The following is a 14,154-nucleotide window of genomic DNA, read 5'->3' as shown; positions in this document are numbered from 1 at the left end:
TAAAAGAAAATCCATTTTACAGGAGAGTGCCTATTTGATGAAAAAGAAAAATATATGTAAACGAGTTGATTACGATTTCTTGGTATCGGTGTTGTCACAAACAAGTAATTATGTTGAACTACATAGTAAATTACAAACTTATATACAGCAAAATAAAAATTCAAAATCTAGTCTAAGAAAGAGAGCAAATTAAAAGGCAAAGGATTTATTTCTTTGTTTTTTTGACTTTATACCCAAGGAACTCTATGTACTCTAATAATCCTTTTTCTATTTCTTGACGTTCATCTTCGGAGACTGAATTAAGGTCTTCATATAATTCTTTTGCTAATCTACTTATTTCATTTTTATTAGAATCACCGTCATTTCCAACTAAATAGTCAACTGATACACCAAAAAAGCGTGAGATTTTTACTAGCATTTCATAATTTGGCTCAGCTCCTGAATTTTCCCAATTGGAAATTGTTGTTTGAGCAATCCCTAATGCTTTTCCAAGAGCGGTAGCGCTCATATTTTTTTTGTTTCTTAATTCTCTTAATCTTTTTCCAAACATGGTTTTTAGCTCCTTATAACTATATTTGTGTTAAAATTTAAAAAAGTTAACATATTAAGTGTTGACTTTCGGCTTAAAGACTAATAAACTGTAAAAAAAGGGGGGAGATATTTGACAGTTCTAAGAGAAATTCGTGAGTCAAAGGGTTATACAATTAAAGAAGTTTCAAAGGGTTCCAAAATTCCTACAAGTACTTTATACGATGTAGAATCAGGGAGAAAAGGTTTAATTTTTAGCAGGGCAAAAAACATTGCGGATTTTTTTGAAGAACCAATTGAGAACATTTTTTTTGCAACTTACTATCGAGCAAAGTTGGAATAAACCATTTTCACAAAAAATAATTATACATTTATATTGTAAATGAACCATGTAAAAAAGGTACAATTTTATTGTTATTTTTTAAGTTTTTAAATCAGAAAATTCAGATTAAATTGTTCTTTGAAAACTGCATATCATTTGAGGGAGCTGTTAGTATGTTGAAACGATCGTATCAAACGTTACTCATTGTCATGAGTATGCTTCTAATTGTCTTAAATTTTGTATTTCCACTTACGAAAGCGAGTGCTGAAGTCATTAATCGTGAGAAATACGAAATAAATTGGAGTTTTAGTCCCATGTACGGGAAAGACCTACGGACAGAATTATTGAAGAATGCGAATGGGCAAATTGCGTATTGTTTAACTTATGGGAAATTAAGTCCCAACGGTAATGATCTTCCAGAGATGGGGCGCACAGATGATGTTGTGTATCGGGTTCTTCTAAATGGATATCCGCAAAAGAGTCCACAAGAATTAGGAGTTTCTAACTGGAATGAAGCGCATTACGCTACACAGCTTAGTATTTGGGCAGCGTTGGGTCAAATTGACATTAACGAAGTTCAGCATCGTAATGGGAATGTTGCGAAAGCTGTAAAAGCTATTATTGATAGTGCGAATGCAAGCCAGGAAACACAAGATATGTACATGAATGTAACGCCAACAGACAATCAAGAAGCAAAGTTAAACGGTGAGTACTTTGAAACGACAGTGTATCAAATTGAAAGTAATGCTAAGAACGGTGTGTTTACAGTTCAACTAGCTAATGCACCGAATGGAACGAAAGTTGTTTCCACAAAAGGTGAAGCGAAACAACAATTCAATTTAGGAGAACAATTCCGTATTTTGATACCGAAATCCTCTCAAACAGGTAACTTTTCCTTAAAAGTAACATCTAATCTTTCTAATTTGCAGGCAGTCGCTTATCAAGGAACTGATAAAGTCCAAGATGCAACAGTCCTTTTAGAAAAAAATGAGGAAAAAGTGAGTGCCGATCTACAAGTAAACTGGAAATCCCTTGGTGGATTGAAAGTAATAAAAGTAGGAGAGCAAAAAGAATTGCTACAAGGTGCAGCATTTGAAGTCATGAACAGTGCAAATGAAAAAGTAGGCACAATGACTACAAATGAGCAAGGTTCAGCAAGCCTTTCTGGTTTAGAAATCGGAACTTATACTCTTAAAGAGGTAAAATCACCTACTGGTTATGTACTAAATGGGCAGCCACAACAGATTGAAGTTAAAACAGGCGAGGTTGCTACGATTGCAGTACAAAACGTAAAAGTAAAAGGAAACATTGAGATTAAGAAATTAAGTGATAGCGGAAAAAATCTTCCAAAAGTTGAGTTCACAGTGTATACAGCAGAGGGAAAAGAAATCACAAAAACAACTACAAATGAACAAGGGATTGCACAAGTGAAAGATCTTCCATATGGTAAGTATTATTTTGTTGAGACAAAAGGGGTAGAAGGATATCTTCTTAATCAAACAAAATATCCATTCGAGATCAAAGAACAAGGAAAAACACTAACATTTACAGTTGAAAATAAAGAAGTAAAAGGAAACGTGCAACTTCTTAAAGTGGATGGAAAGAATCCAGATAAAAAATTAGAAGGTGCGGTGTTCATTCTTCAAGATAGTAAAGGAAAGAAAATTAGCGAACACAAAAGTGATAAAAACGGTTTGGTTGAAGTAAAAGACTTACCATTTGGTGCATACTCATTTGTTGAGAAGCAAGCGCCAACTGGCTATGTGTTAACAAAAGAGCCTATTCCTTTTAGTATCTCGGAACAAGGAAAGACAATCATGCTAACAGCGAAAAATAAGCAAATCACAGGAGAGTTGGAGATTAGCAAGGTAGATATTGCGGATGGCAACAATAAGCTTCCAAATGCTGAATTTACCATCTTTAACGAAAAAGGTGAAGAAGTTGTAAAAGGAAAAACGGATCAAAACGGCATAGCGAAATTTAAGCTTCCATATGGAAAGTACACATATAAAGAAACATTCGCACCAGAAGGATATTTACTAAATGAAGAAATATTCTCTTTTGAAATTAAAGAGGATGGTCAAATCATTAAGCATACGGTGAAGGATCAGAAGAAACCGACGCCACCTACACCAGAGACACCACAACCACAGGTGCCGGAACAACCAAAAGTAACCGAAAAACCTGTCATTCCACAACTAGAGCAACCACAACAGATTATTATGAAACCACAACTAGAACAAACACCAAAGAAAATCGAAACTTATCTTCCGACAACAGGCGGTAAAGCCGAAAATCCATACATAAAATGGATTGGTCTTGTATGTGTCGCACTTGGCTTAATTGGAGCTGTATTTGCAGTAAGAAATCGAAAAAAAGCTCAATCGTGAAAGGACTAATAGTATATGACAAAATACCAATCTCATTTTAGTAAAACAGATGAAAATCCGCTTGGTTTTGCTATTGGATTTCGTAATGCATGTATACTCGTAATTCCCATTTGGACAGTTGTTTTTTGGATAGGGAGCAAGATATAAGAAACCGAGAGGGAGATGAAATGAGATGTCAGAAATCTACGTCGGTAAAACGAAAAAATTAGGGAAACTTGGGGAAGACGTTATGCAGCGCAAAAGTGCTTGGCTTGCTGAAGAACTGATGCAAGCAGTTTCGATCGCTCAAACTGTCATTAAACCATTAAAGCAACATGATTATTGGATAGAATCCGCTACAAAATTATTGGCAGGAAGTATTTTGTATCTGGATCAACGACATAAAAACCTATATTACCTAGATGTGAAACAAGTAATTGAGTTCACGGAAAAAATATATGAGAGTGAAGCAAACTTGGTAGAAGTAGTGGGTTCGCTTGAAATTGAGCATCCAGCTTATCATATCTTCCATGAGCTAGGTCTTTATTCAAAAGAAATAAGGGATGCGATAACTATCACTTTGTTATACATTCTTGAAAAACATCAACGTGAAAAGCAAGGGGAACAAAAAGAGTATTTTTGGTTTCAGTAGTAGTTATAAGAGGGAAATGAAATAGGAAGGAGTGCAATACATGTTAGGCGTAGCTAAGAAGTATACAAAAGTGATTAGAGCGTTGAAAGAGATGAATGAAAGGGAAAAGGTTGCAGGTGTGATAGAAGCTCGATTTGGGGCTTATAAATCGGTCATAGAAGGTGTAAAAGAAACAAACGATGATTTTATTTTCATTTTTGATCCGAAAGGTATCTTTTTTGAAGACACATACAAAGAGAAACAAGAGCAAGGGTATCACATACTGAAGCATGATCTATTTGTTGGTTATGAAACACTTCAAATTGATAGGTATCAAAAAGTAGTTGTTTATATTCGTGTAGAAACAGAACAAAGCACTTATGAAGAAAGAGGGGAAGCGTTATCGAACTTTCTTCAACATCTAACAGAATGCAAGAATATAAGACCAATTCACCTGGTATTTCATCAATATGATTTGTACCCGATCCCTCATATGGAGCAGTTTTTAAAAGAATGCGCAACATACCACATTCATCATTCAATCGTAGTTGAATCTCAATCCGTATTACAGCAGATATATGGAAAAGAGGCAGCACAACGCATTATCACTTCGTACAACACAACAATCCTAGCATGATATGAAGCACTCGTTTACTATTTCATCCTATCTAGATGGCTAGAAAACTATACAAGGGAGAAGCGTTTTTCTCCCTTCTTTATCAAAAATAGGAGGCGTTCATATGGGAAAAGAACAAAGGCTCACATTCTATGATATTGCCGCATCACAGGCTCATAGTGTTAAAACTTTTGATGGAAAAACATACGAACTGAAAGGTGCCATCGCAATTGAAAATAGAACAGGAAGCATCGAAAAGGTAGCTCAAATTTATTATCAAGTGCGCTCGGTTAGAGATGAACATCAAAACTTAATTGCCAAACGGAAAAATAAAAAAGCGGAATTAGTAGCTGTAAAACAAAAGTGTAAATAAAAAAGCGATTTTGAAGTGTGCTGAGAACATAGCACAAAGTAATTTGCTCTTTGACAATTTAGATATATATTGCGTATATCTTCCTTTCAGTAATGATGTAGAAGGATGATATACGGCTTTCAATATATATGCGTGCCTCCCTTGAAACGGTCACTAGAGGGGTTTGGTATACGATTATCGTTAGAAGAGTGCGTACGTAAAACTCATATCTGTGACCATTGGAAATGCATTGTATCAAAAATCTGTTTGCGCTAGTGATCGTGAGGAATATCCCATTTTGACATTCTAAAGAAGCGATAAACCATACAAACAGTAGATACATAAGGTTCTACGTTCATGCCAAAATACGTAGTGCGGTATTGGGCATATAGAAGCTAGGTCGGGGTTAGTTTCTATACGCATACCAATACAGGGTTCGTCATTCCAGCCATAAATGATATTTCCATTTTCTATCCCACTTTCCTTTAAATGTTATAAAATAAAGACAGATGTTGAAGTTTAAACGTGTCTCATCACACTTCAAAATCGCTTATAAAAATATGACATAGGGAGGAACATGTATGAGTCGTAAAGGGTGGATCATTTCCGCTGTAGTTGGACTGTTAATGGCAATTGGTATTGGTTCAACATTTGTCTTTAGCTCGGGAAAAGGGGAAGTAATGGAACTTAGTCCGTTAGAAATGAAGAAGTTCATGAGTGAGGATGGCACAGGTTTTGTTATGCTAAATTCCACTAAGAAGAAAAGAGAGAATTGGCTTCATATTGTAAAAAAAGTAGCGCAGCAAGAAAAAGTTCAGATACAAGAGTTAGATGAAGAAAGTGAGGAGGTTCCACCTTCGAGTAATCCTTATGATTGGGGATTATCACAAAGAAGAGATGCGCTTGCTTATTATGAAAAAGGAAAATTGAAAAAAGATATTGATTTTTCCACATTTAAAGAATCCGAACTTGAAAAAGAAGTTACCTATTTCGTTCAAAATTGCAAAGAACAATATCAGAAGTAATCACATAATCATTGAAAGGTGGTGATACAGTGACGATTACACAGAAGGAATTAAAAAAGGAAAAAGAAATGGTAGCAAATCTATTAAAAGCCAATGGTCAGGATTATAACCATTGGCTTCATTTACATCATCAGAAATGTATGGAAGAAAATCAAGATTTAGTAATGAAAGCTTTACAAGCTTATAAGGCAACACCAACAGAAGTAAAAGAAGACAGCAAGCCGAATGAGTCAAGTCAGCTTAGTAACGTGTGAGCATCTAAAAATGAAAAGGGAGTGAATGTATATGTCTATGATGGAAACAGTAGCTCAAATGTTAGTGTTAGGTGATGCGATGGATGGTCTAATTAATACGGGGAATTCATTTATTACATGGATGCAAAGAGGAGCAATGGTGAGTACAGCTATTGTGTTTTGCTGGGGTGCTTACCTCTTAATTTGGGGTGGTGAACGAGGAAGACATAAATGTATTTGGTGGTTTATTGGTGGGGCAGCCGGACTCGTTATCGTAATGGGATGCCAATACTTAGCAGAGAGCGTAAATAGCAATGTAAAATTTGGTCAAATCTTATTCCCATTTCTCTGGATGAAATAGTGAAAAAATATAAATAAGGCAATGAGGAGGCTATGCAAAAGGTATGGCTTTTTTTGTTGCCTTTTTTCATTGGAATTTAAAGTAAATGTGAGAAAGGAGAAGCTATGTTTGTCATTTTTAAGAGTAGTAATGGAACAGAAATTGAGTCGAGTAAGCAATATTCGTTTCATGAAGCTTATATCTTAACTAAGCGATTAGAACGAGTTTATAGAGAGGCAGGGCGGCAAGAACATATTGATTTCGATTTGTTAGATGGTCATGCTAATGAAATTTATAACGGTACGTTATCGCTTGGTTCGAGATATGCAGATCACATTTTTGATCACATTTCTAAAAAAATGAATGTGATGCAATTAGATCCAGAACAAGAGGAACAAAAGAAGGAGCTGTTAGAAACGTTAGAAAGGGAAATCAATGATTCTCCTTTTCATGAAGAATATGAATATCAAGAAGAATTACCAGAAAGAAAGGAGGAACCCTCCTATAGTCCATCGGATGAAGTGAAAACACAAGTAAAGCCTGGAAAGGAAAATAGAAAAGGATTCAAGATGATTGCGAGTGTTATAGGAAGTGTGGTGTTAATTGGAGCTGGTGCCATATTTGCCTTTAAATTATTCTCTTCCGAGCCAGTTTCGAGTGCAAATGCTGGCTCGGAACAATATGTAGTAAAAGGATTACAACAGGCAGCCATTCAACAGTATGGAGAAGCTGTTAAATACTTTGATAAGGTCAATTACACAGAATTAGATAAAGATAATCAGAAGGCAGTTTTATTTACTTATTTATTAAATGGAAAGGCAAATAAGGCACTACAGTATGAGCCGAAATTTGCAGAGAGTGTGGTTGCTTATTTTATCGGGATAGACAACATGAATAAAATCAAAGAGATTGATGTCAAGAATGATGTGATCGACTTTGAAAAGGCAGCACTTAATAAAAAATATGAAGAGGTAATTAAGCTCAAAGGGAAAGTCAATATGGATGGTAGACGTGAAAAGCTCATTGTTGAAGCTTTTGTAAGTTTAAAAAAATATGAAGATTGTTATTCTTTTGCCAAAACGCAAGGAAATAAAAGCTTGATGAAAGAGGTGAAAGAATTAGAAAAGCGAGATGTTCAACAATCTACGATAAGCGAAGAGGAAAAGAAAGCTAAGATTGAAAGAATTGATAAAGATCTAAAGGACATCTAAGGGGGAAAAAATAACATGCCATTAAATTATGAAAATCTGTATAAAAAGATGGGAATTGTTTTTCTTGGTGGTTCATTAATATTGGGTACTACTGGATGCAGTTGGTTTGGAAGCAAGGAATCCTCAAAAAGTAAGTCAGCTATTACAAAAAAAGTAGATAAGAGTAAGCCAGAGGAAAAGAAAGAAAATCTGAACAAACAAGATTTTGAAGCAATGACAGAGAATGCAATTCAAAGTAAAGATAATGAGGTTGCTTATGTACTAGAAGAGCTTGATAAATCAAAAATTAATTTTAAAGAAAAGTCCATTGTAAGTAATCTTCAAAATGGAGATGAAACCACTTCTCGTGTTCTTGCACTCTTTGATAAAGAAACAAAAGATAAAACACTTCAAGATACAACAAAAGATAATGTGATGGCAGCTATTACAGATAATAAACCACAAGTAACCCTGAACGGAGATCATTTTGCTTTTGGCGATCAAAATATTGAATCTTCAGTAGCGAGTATAGGAGATATTCTTCCACCAGTTACACCGGAAGGTGAGAATGGTAATACGGAAAATACAGGGACAGAAAAACCGAAACCAACAGAACCAGAGGAACCAACAGATCTAGAGAAACCAAAACCGCCAGTAAATCCACCAACAGAACCAGAGAAACCAAAACCGCCGGTAGATCCGCCAGTAGATCCACCAACGGATCCAGAAAAGCCAAAACCGCCAGTAGATCCACCAACGGATCCAGAAAAGCCAAAACCGCCAGTAGATCCACCAACGGATCCAGAAAAGCCGAAACCGCCGGTAGATCCGCCAGTAGATCCACCAACGGATCCAGAAAAGCCGAAACCGCCGGTAGATCCGCCGGTAGATCCGCCGGTAGATCCGCCAACGGATCCAGAAAAGCCGAAACCGCCAGTAGATCCACCAACGGATCCAGAGAAACCGAAACCACCAGTAGATCCGCCAACGGATCCAGAGAAACCGAAACCACCAGTAGATCCGCCGACGGATCCAGAGAAACCGAAACCACCAGTAGATCCGCCAACGGATCCAGAGAAACCGAAACCACCAGTAGATCCGCCAACGGATCCAGAGAAACCGAAACCACCAGTAGATCCGCCGACGGATCCAGAGAAACCGAAACCACCAGTAGATCCGCCAACGGATCCAGAGAAACCGAAACCACCAGTAGATCCGCCAACGAATCCAGAGAAACAAACAGAGCCGAAGAAACCAACAAATCCAGAGAAGCCAACAGAATTAAATAAACAAGAGTCAAAATCAGATGTAACGGTTTAAAGGGGGATTCGCTTACCCATGTATAAGGATAAAATCTCAATTAAATATAAGTTAGCTGAAAAAAAAGTACTCATTCCATTGAGTACTTTTTTATTTTTTGGAATGTTTTTAATCGCTAATTTTTTACTCAGCTTATCTTTAGAGCTGATAGAAACAACATTTAGTGATTTATTACACCCAAAACCATTTCATATGGAGGTAGGATTTCTTTTTCGGATGCCAATTGCAGAACATCCGATTTATTACATGCTTGTTTTCCTTGTAGTAATTGGAACCATAGTAAGAACAGTGTACAAATTGAAATCTTCCTTTAAAAACTTAAATAATCATCAGAAAGGATCTAGTCGCTTTACAACAGTTGAAGAGTTGAAAAAGCAGTACCGAGCTGTACCAGATCGAGAGGAATCATTTAAAGGTGGCGGTGGTGTTGTTATCTCTCGACTAGGTGACAAGGTATTTATTGATGATAGCCCGGTAAACAATTTAATCATTGGTACAACACGCTCTGGTAAAGGGGAAACTTATGTATTTCCTACAATTGATGTTTATTCCAGAGCGGAGCATCAGCCTTCTTTAATTATTAATACACCAAAAGGGGAACTATTTACGGCATCGAAAGATACCCTGGAAGAACGAGGGTATCACATTGAAGTTTTGAACTTGTTAAACCCACTTGATTCTATGAGTTATAACTTATTACAGCTTGTCAAAGATGCCTATAAAGATGGGGATTATTCAACGGCACAGGCATTATGTAAAACACTCTCTCACACTTTGTATTACAACCCAACTGTCAAAGATCCTTTTTGGCAACAGTGCGCTATGAGCTTGTGCAATGCCATGATATTAGCTGTTACGGATAAATGTATTGCAGAAGGAACAGAAGAAAAAATCACAATGTATGCAGTAGCAAATATGTTATCAGAACTTGGTTCAAAAGAGGTAATCGTAGATCCGGAAGCCGATCCACAAAATGCATTAGATTTATACTTTGAAGGTTTGCCAGCAGATAGTGTTGCGAAAATGCAATATGCAACCTCAAACTTCTCGAAAGGAACGACACGAGGCGGAATCTTCACCCAAACAATGAACGGACTCTCTATCTTTACGTTTGATGAAATCGCAAAAATGACAGCAAAAAACAGTGTAGACTTAAAGCGTGTAGGTTTTGGGAAAACCATTAAAGGAAAAGCAATACCTAGAAAACGAGTGGAAATTATATTCCCGGATGGTTCAAAAGAATCTGTAAAAACAGATATTATAGGGCGTTTTGTATTGGATTTTAAACAAAAAATAAAAGTGAAGGACACAATACAAATCATTGAAAAAGGGAGTAATAAAGAAACAATAGTTTCTATTACGAAAATAGATGATAAGACAGGGGATACAGAGTTTCAATTGGTAAAGAAACATGAAGATATACAGGTAACAAAGATTGACTTCTTTGATAAGCCAATTGCTATCTTCATGATTACACCAGACTATGATTCTTCGAATCATGTCATTGCTTCTATTTTTGTAAGACAGCTTTATTTCATATTAGCGAAGGGGGCATCGCTTGCTCGAGGGGGAGAATGCCATCGTGAAGTAGTATTTTTACTCGATGAATTTGGCAACATGCCGAGTATAGAAGGAATGGCGAATATTATTACGGTTTGTCTCGGTAGAAATATTCGCTTTAACCTTGTTGTTCAAGCATACGCACAAATAAAAAACAAGTATGGAGATGATGCAGATACCATTGATGGAAACTGTGGGAATACCATCTACATTCTAACAAACGATCAAGAAACAGCAGAAAAAGTGTCCAAAAAGCTTGGGAATAAGACAATTAACCTACCTTCTCGAAGTGGAAAAGGTCTTTCTACTGATAAAAATAAAACGGAAGGTCTAGATCAACGACCATTGTTAACATCAAATGAACTGATGAGTTTTAAAGAAGGAGAAAGTGCCGTTATTCGTGTAATAAAACGTCAAGATAATAATCGAAAACGTATCAGACCACGACCAATATATAATACGGAAGAAATAGCCTTAAAATATAGATGGGAGTACTTAGGAGTAGAGTTCGATACGGATAAATCCATTTTAGATATAGATATTGATTCTCTACATGATGATGTAGATCCGAAAAAACTCATTGTAGATTTTTTAGGAGAAAGAAAGGCAGAACAAACCAAGAAAGAACCACCAGAGCCAGAACAGGAAACCTCTTCACCAGTAGAGCCACCGCAGCCAACAGAAGAACCTAAAATGATGGGGATTGATGAAGACATTCCGGAAGAGTCATTCCAACAAGAAGACAGTCCATTTAATCCACTCGCCATTGAAAATTGGAAGACGAAAACGGTTAATGAATTTTTCGAATCTGATTTAGCGGTTTTAAAACTAGTTGATAAGTTCTTTATAGCACAGTTAGGTAAGGGAATAGATGAGGTTGAAAATCAAGAAATGGGCGAGTTTTACAGTGAATTTCAAATGTTAGCTCACAATGACCACATCGACAAAAGTGTTTATCAAGCAGTCGAAAATAAGATTAATCGAATCTTACGTGATTTAGAAGAAAAAGAACAAGTGACGAGTTAGAAAAGCACTCAAATGATTGAGTGCTTTTTTGAATCTAAATATAAAGGAGGAAGAGGGAATGTGCGTACCGACAATAACGGATAAAATGCAATTGATTTTAGATAGTTACTTGCCATTTGTAACAGAAGAAAATGAGGTCATTCTTGGTCTAGAAGATGCGGTTATTTTCCTTTCAGTAGATCGGGAACAAAAAGGGAAATTGATTATTCGTATTGACAGACTGAATGAAAGGGTGAATTGGACAGCAAAGGAAGTATTAGGACAGTAATACGCATGAGAGGAGGATAAATGGTGAAAGATGAAGAGATTTTAAAAACTATAGAAGCGTTCTCGGATTATCTTCAAGTAGGAGACATCGTGAATTATGTATTGCGTTGGTTAGGATGGTTCCTAATTGTAGGCTTATCTTTAGTTGTAGATGCTTTAGAAGGTGTGACAGATGCCATTCTGGGTATTAAAGGATTCTTTAATTCACCAGAAATACAAAATTTTGTTGATATGTTATATCCATTGTTTGTAGTTCTTTTAGCCGTATCATTTTTATATATTGGCTACATGTTCATTATGAACAAACAAATGAACCGTTCTCAAATTATCATCAATATTTTTGTAACACTGAGTGTACTTTGTTTATTAAGTACTGGTATGACAAAGGTTGATAAGTTCACCGATGATGCCATAGCGGTTGTAAAATCAGAACAAAAAGGCTCTTTGAGTGATGAAATTATTAAGAAGAACATAACGGATATTGCAGTAATAGATGAAAATAAATGGAAAAAGAAAGAAGACATGAATCCTAAGAATCATATTCCAGAAAAAAGCATTAGACAGATAGATATTACTGAAAAAATAGATAAAGATTTTGAATTCGCAAAAGATAAAAAGTTATCAGACGAGGGACAAAAAATATTGAAAAATAAAAGAGTGATGGATGGGATGGGAGTCGCATCTCTAGCAGAATTGAAAGATGGTTGGTTTGATTTCTTTCCAGAAAAGTATTATCGCTGGCATTGGAATTTTTGGAACATATTCTTTACGTTACTAATAACTGGCGCAACGTTGTTATTGGTGAGTATTAAATTAGCTAGATTATTTTATGAATTGGCATTTAACTACTTGTTAGCCAACATATTAGCACCAGCCGATGTTGCGAATGGTCAAAAGTTAAAAGCCGTGTTATCCAATATCCTCAATATATTTATAGCAACGATTATGATATTCCTATCTTTGAAGCTATATATAATGGGAACGACGTTTCTCCATGACAAATTAAATGGTGTACCGTATCTGATTGCATTAGCCGCATTTAGTATGGCAGTTCTAGATGGCCCGGCAGTCGTAGAAAGATTATTTGGAATAGATATTGGATTAAAGAGTAGTTGGGGCATGTTAGCAGGTGGTATAGCAGGTGGTTTCGCACTTGGTAAAGGGATTGGCGCTCTGGCAAATTCAAAACCAATGAAGGGTCTAGGAAATATGATTGGAAAAGGAGCGAAAGGTGCAGCAGAAGGAACTGGTGTTGCAGCAGCTAAAACAGCAAGTGCGGCAGCGATGGCAACAGGTGGAATGGCTGGTCTCATAAGTGGCTTGAAAAATGGAAATGAGTCTGAAAATAAAGAGTCCTTGCAAGATCAAATGAAAAAAGCGGATCAAAAAAAAACACAAGGTAATGATGTAGCAAATAAAGAAAAAGAAAAAGGTAACTTAAATAAGGAAGAAGATAAAAAGAATGGTGGTAATCCATCTATTCAAGAAGATATGAAAAAAGAAGGGAATGAAAAACCAGAGGTAGCAAGTGGGCAAGAATCAGGAACAACAAGTCTTCAAGATGAAATGAAGGAGGCTGGAAAAGTAAGTGGAGCAAGTGAAGGAAATCAAGCAGCAGGAGGAGTAAGACAGGGAGCAAGTGAAGGAAGTCAAACAGCAGGAGGAGTAAGACAAGGAGCAAGTGAAGGAAGTCAAACAGCAGGAGGAGTAAGACAAGGAGCAAGTGAAGGAAGTCAAACAGCAGGAGGAGTAAGACAAGGAGCGAGTGAAGGAAATCCAATACAAAGACCGGTAACAGGTGGAGGTAGCCTGGCACCAGTGGAATCACCAAGACCAGTACCAAGCGGAAGTAGCCCGACACCAATGGAAACATCAAGACCAGTACCAGGTGGAAGTAGCCCGGCACCAATGGAAACATCAAGACCAGTACCAAGCGGAAGTAGCCCGGCACCAATGGAAACATCAAGACCAGTACCAAGTGGAGGAAGCCCGGCACCAGTGGAAACATCAAGACCAATACCAAGCGGAAGTAGTCCGGCACCAGTGGAAACATCAAGATCAGTGCCAAGCGGAAGTAGCCCGATTATTCCTTATGAAAGTGATAAAGAAGTGGCAGCAAGTAGTAGTCATGAAACACGTACATTAGGACAATATGCGACGGATACAGTTAAAAAAGGTTATAACTCCACTACATCATCCGTTAAGCAAACAGTAAGAGGGGTTCAGGAACGAATCAATAATTCAGAAACGGTACAAAATACAAAGCGTTTTTATCAAATGGGTCAAAATACAGGTAAAAGTTGGAGAGATATTGTGAGCAAAAATAATACAGATAAAAAATAAGCGTAATCGTGCGCTTATTTTTTATTGTCGAA

At 36.7% G+C, this 14,154-nt stretch carries 15 protein-coding genes; 14 read left to right on the top strand and 1 reads right to left on the bottom strand.

From position 1 onward, the window contains the following. Positions 1–205 precede the first annotated feature (205 nt). Positions 206–550 (bottom strand): helix-turn-helix domain-containing protein, encoded by a 345-nt coding sequence (locus MHI07_RS28515; RefSeq protein ID WP_002187884.1) that lies wholly within the window; start codon positions 548–550, stop codon positions 206–208. Positions 551–661: 111 nt separating this feature from the next. Between MHI07_RS28515 and MHI07_RS28510 the strand changes: the two genes are divergently transcribed. From MHI07_RS28510 to MHI07_RS28445, 14 genes are all read left to right on the top strand, one after another. Further along, positions 662–871, top strand: coding sequence for a helix-turn-helix transcriptional regulator (locus MHI07_RS28510; protein ID WP_002187883.1), 210 nt, complete (start codon positions 662–664; stop codon positions 869–871). A 152-nt stretch (positions 872–1,023) separates the two neighbouring features. Then, on the top strand, positions 1,024–3,240 hold the full coding sequence (locus MHI07_RS28505; RefSeq protein WP_340827235.1) for a SpaA isopeptide-forming pilin-related protein: 2,217 nt from the start codon (positions 1,024–1,026) through the stop codon (positions 3,238–3,240). Positions 3,241–3,255: 15 nt separating this feature from the next. Then, positions 3,256–3,387: a hypothetical protein gene (locus MHI07_RS28500; RefSeq protein ID WP_002191985.1), complete on the top strand. Its 132-nt coding sequence runs from the start codon at positions 3,256–3,258 to the stop codon at positions 3,385–3,387. 25 nt (positions 3,388–3,412) lie between these two features. Then, the gene (locus tag MHI07_RS28495; RefSeq protein ID WP_002191984.1) at positions 3,413–3,871 is read left to right on the top strand and encodes a hypothetical protein; all 459 of its coding nucleotides are present in this window, start codon (positions 3,413–3,415) and stop codon (positions 3,869–3,871) included. Between the two features lie 40 nt (positions 3,872–3,911). After that, positions 3,912–4,487 carry a TraM recognition domain-containing protein gene (locus tag MHI07_RS28490; protein ID WP_340827233.1) on the top strand — a complete coding sequence of 192 codons (576 nt, stop codon included), beginning with the start codon at positions 3,912–3,914 and terminating at the stop codon, positions 4,485–4,487. 103 nt (positions 4,488–4,590) lie between these two features. Continuing rightward, complete coding sequence (locus MHI07_RS28485; protein ID WP_340827232.1) at positions 4,591–4,839, top strand: hypothetical protein; 249 nt, start codon at positions 4,591–4,593, stop codon at positions 4,837–4,839. Positions 4,840–5,399: 560 nt separating this feature from the next. Beyond that, entirely contained in the window at positions 5,400–5,843 is a 444-nt protein-coding gene (locus tag MHI07_RS28480) for a hypothetical protein (protein WP_340827231.1), read from the top strand. A 29-nt stretch (positions 5,844–5,872) separates the two neighbouring features. Then, positions 5,873–6,097 carry a hypothetical protein gene (locus MHI07_RS28475; protein ID WP_059038382.1) on the top strand — a complete coding sequence of 75 codons (225 nt, stop codon included), beginning with the start codon at positions 5,873–5,875 and terminating at the stop codon, positions 6,095–6,097. Positions 6,098–6,128: 31 nt separating this feature from the next. Beyond that, positions 6,129–6,437, top strand: coding sequence for a hypothetical protein (locus MHI07_RS28470; protein ID WP_002187864.1), 309 nt, complete (start codon positions 6,129–6,131; stop codon positions 6,435–6,437). 104 nt (positions 6,438–6,541) lie between these two features. Then, complete coding sequence (locus MHI07_RS28465) at positions 6,542–7,627, top strand: hypothetical protein (RefSeq protein ID WP_340827229.1); 1,086 nt, start codon at positions 6,542–6,544, stop codon at positions 7,625–7,627. 15 nt (positions 7,628–7,642) lie between these two features. Beyond that, positions 7,643–8,926 carry a hypothetical protein gene (locus MHI07_RS28460; protein WP_340827228.1) on the top strand — a complete coding sequence of 428 codons (1,284 nt, stop codon included), beginning with the start codon at positions 7,643–7,645 and terminating at the stop codon, positions 8,924–8,926. Between the two features lie 18 nt (positions 8,927–8,944). Next, positions 8,945–11,512 (top strand): VirD4-like conjugal transfer protein, CD1115 family, encoded by a 2,568-nt coding sequence (locus MHI07_RS28455; RefSeq protein ID WP_340827226.1) that lies wholly within the window; start codon positions 8,945–8,947, stop codon positions 11,510–11,512. Positions 11,513–11,570: 58 nt separating this feature from the next. After that, a complete protein-coding gene (locus tag MHI07_RS28450; RefSeq protein WP_340827225.1) occupies positions 11,571–11,780 on the top strand; it encodes a hypothetical protein in 210 nt (69 codons plus the stop codon). Between the two features lie 23 nt (positions 11,781–11,803). After that, positions 11,804–14,122 (top strand): pLS20_p028 family conjugation system transmembrane protein, encoded by a 2,319-nt coding sequence (locus tag MHI07_RS28445; protein ID WP_340827224.1) that lies wholly within the window; start codon positions 11,804–11,806, stop codon positions 14,120–14,122. Positions 14,123–14,154 lie beyond the last annotated feature (32 nt).

This window comes from Bacillus sp. FSL H8-0545 (assembly GCF_038006105.1).
GTDB lineage: Bacteria > Bacillota > Bacilli > Bacillales > Bacillaceae_G > Bacillus_A > Bacillus_A cereus_U.
This window is presented reverse-complemented; position numbering and strand designations above follow the sequence as displayed.

Excerpts from the sequence above, each read along its gene's own strand:
- MHI07_RS28515 (WP_002187884.1), bottom strand. The coding sequence starts at position 550 with ATGTTTGGAAAAAGATTAAGAGAATTAAGAAACAAAAAAAATATGAGC.
- MHI07_RS28505 (WP_340827235.1), top strand. The coding sequence starts at position 1,024 with ATGTTGAAACGATCGTATCAAACGTTACTCATTGTCATGAGTATGCTT.
- MHI07_RS28500 (WP_002191985.1), top strand. The coding sequence starts at position 3,256 with ATGACAAAATACCAATCTCATTTTAGTAAAACAGATGAAAATCCGCTT.
- MHI07_RS28495 (WP_002191984.1), top strand. The coding sequence starts at position 3,413 with ATGTCAGAAATCTACGTCGGTAAAACGAAAAAATTAGGGAAACTTGGG.
- MHI07_RS28490 (WP_340827233.1), top strand. The coding sequence starts at position 3,912 with ATGTTAGGCGTAGCTAAGAAGTATACAAAAGTGATTAGAGCGTTGAAA.
- MHI07_RS28485 (WP_340827232.1), top strand. The coding sequence starts at position 4,591 with ATGGGAAAAGAACAAAGGCTCACATTCTATGATATTGCCGCATCACAG.
- MHI07_RS28480 (WP_340827231.1), top strand. The coding sequence starts at position 5,400 with ATGAGTCGTAAAGGGTGGATCATTTCCGCTGTAGTTGGACTGTTAATG.
- MHI07_RS28470 (WP_002187864.1), top strand. The coding sequence starts at position 6,129 with ATGTCTATGATGGAAACAGTAGCTCAAATGTTAGTGTTAGGTGATGCG.
- MHI07_RS28465 (WP_340827229.1), top strand. The coding sequence starts at position 6,542 with ATGTTTGTCATTTTTAAGAGTAGTAATGGAACAGAAATTGAGTCGAGT.
- MHI07_RS28460 (WP_340827228.1), top strand. The coding sequence starts at position 7,643 with ATGCCATTAAATTATGAAAATCTGTATAAAAAGATGGGAATTGTTTTT.
- MHI07_RS28455 (WP_340827226.1), top strand. The coding sequence starts at position 8,945 with ATGTATAAGGATAAAATCTCAATTAAATATAAGTTAGCTGAAAAAAAA.
- MHI07_RS28450 (WP_340827225.1), top strand. The coding sequence starts at position 11,571 with ATGTGCGTACCGACAATAACGGATAAAATGCAATTGATTTTAGATAGT.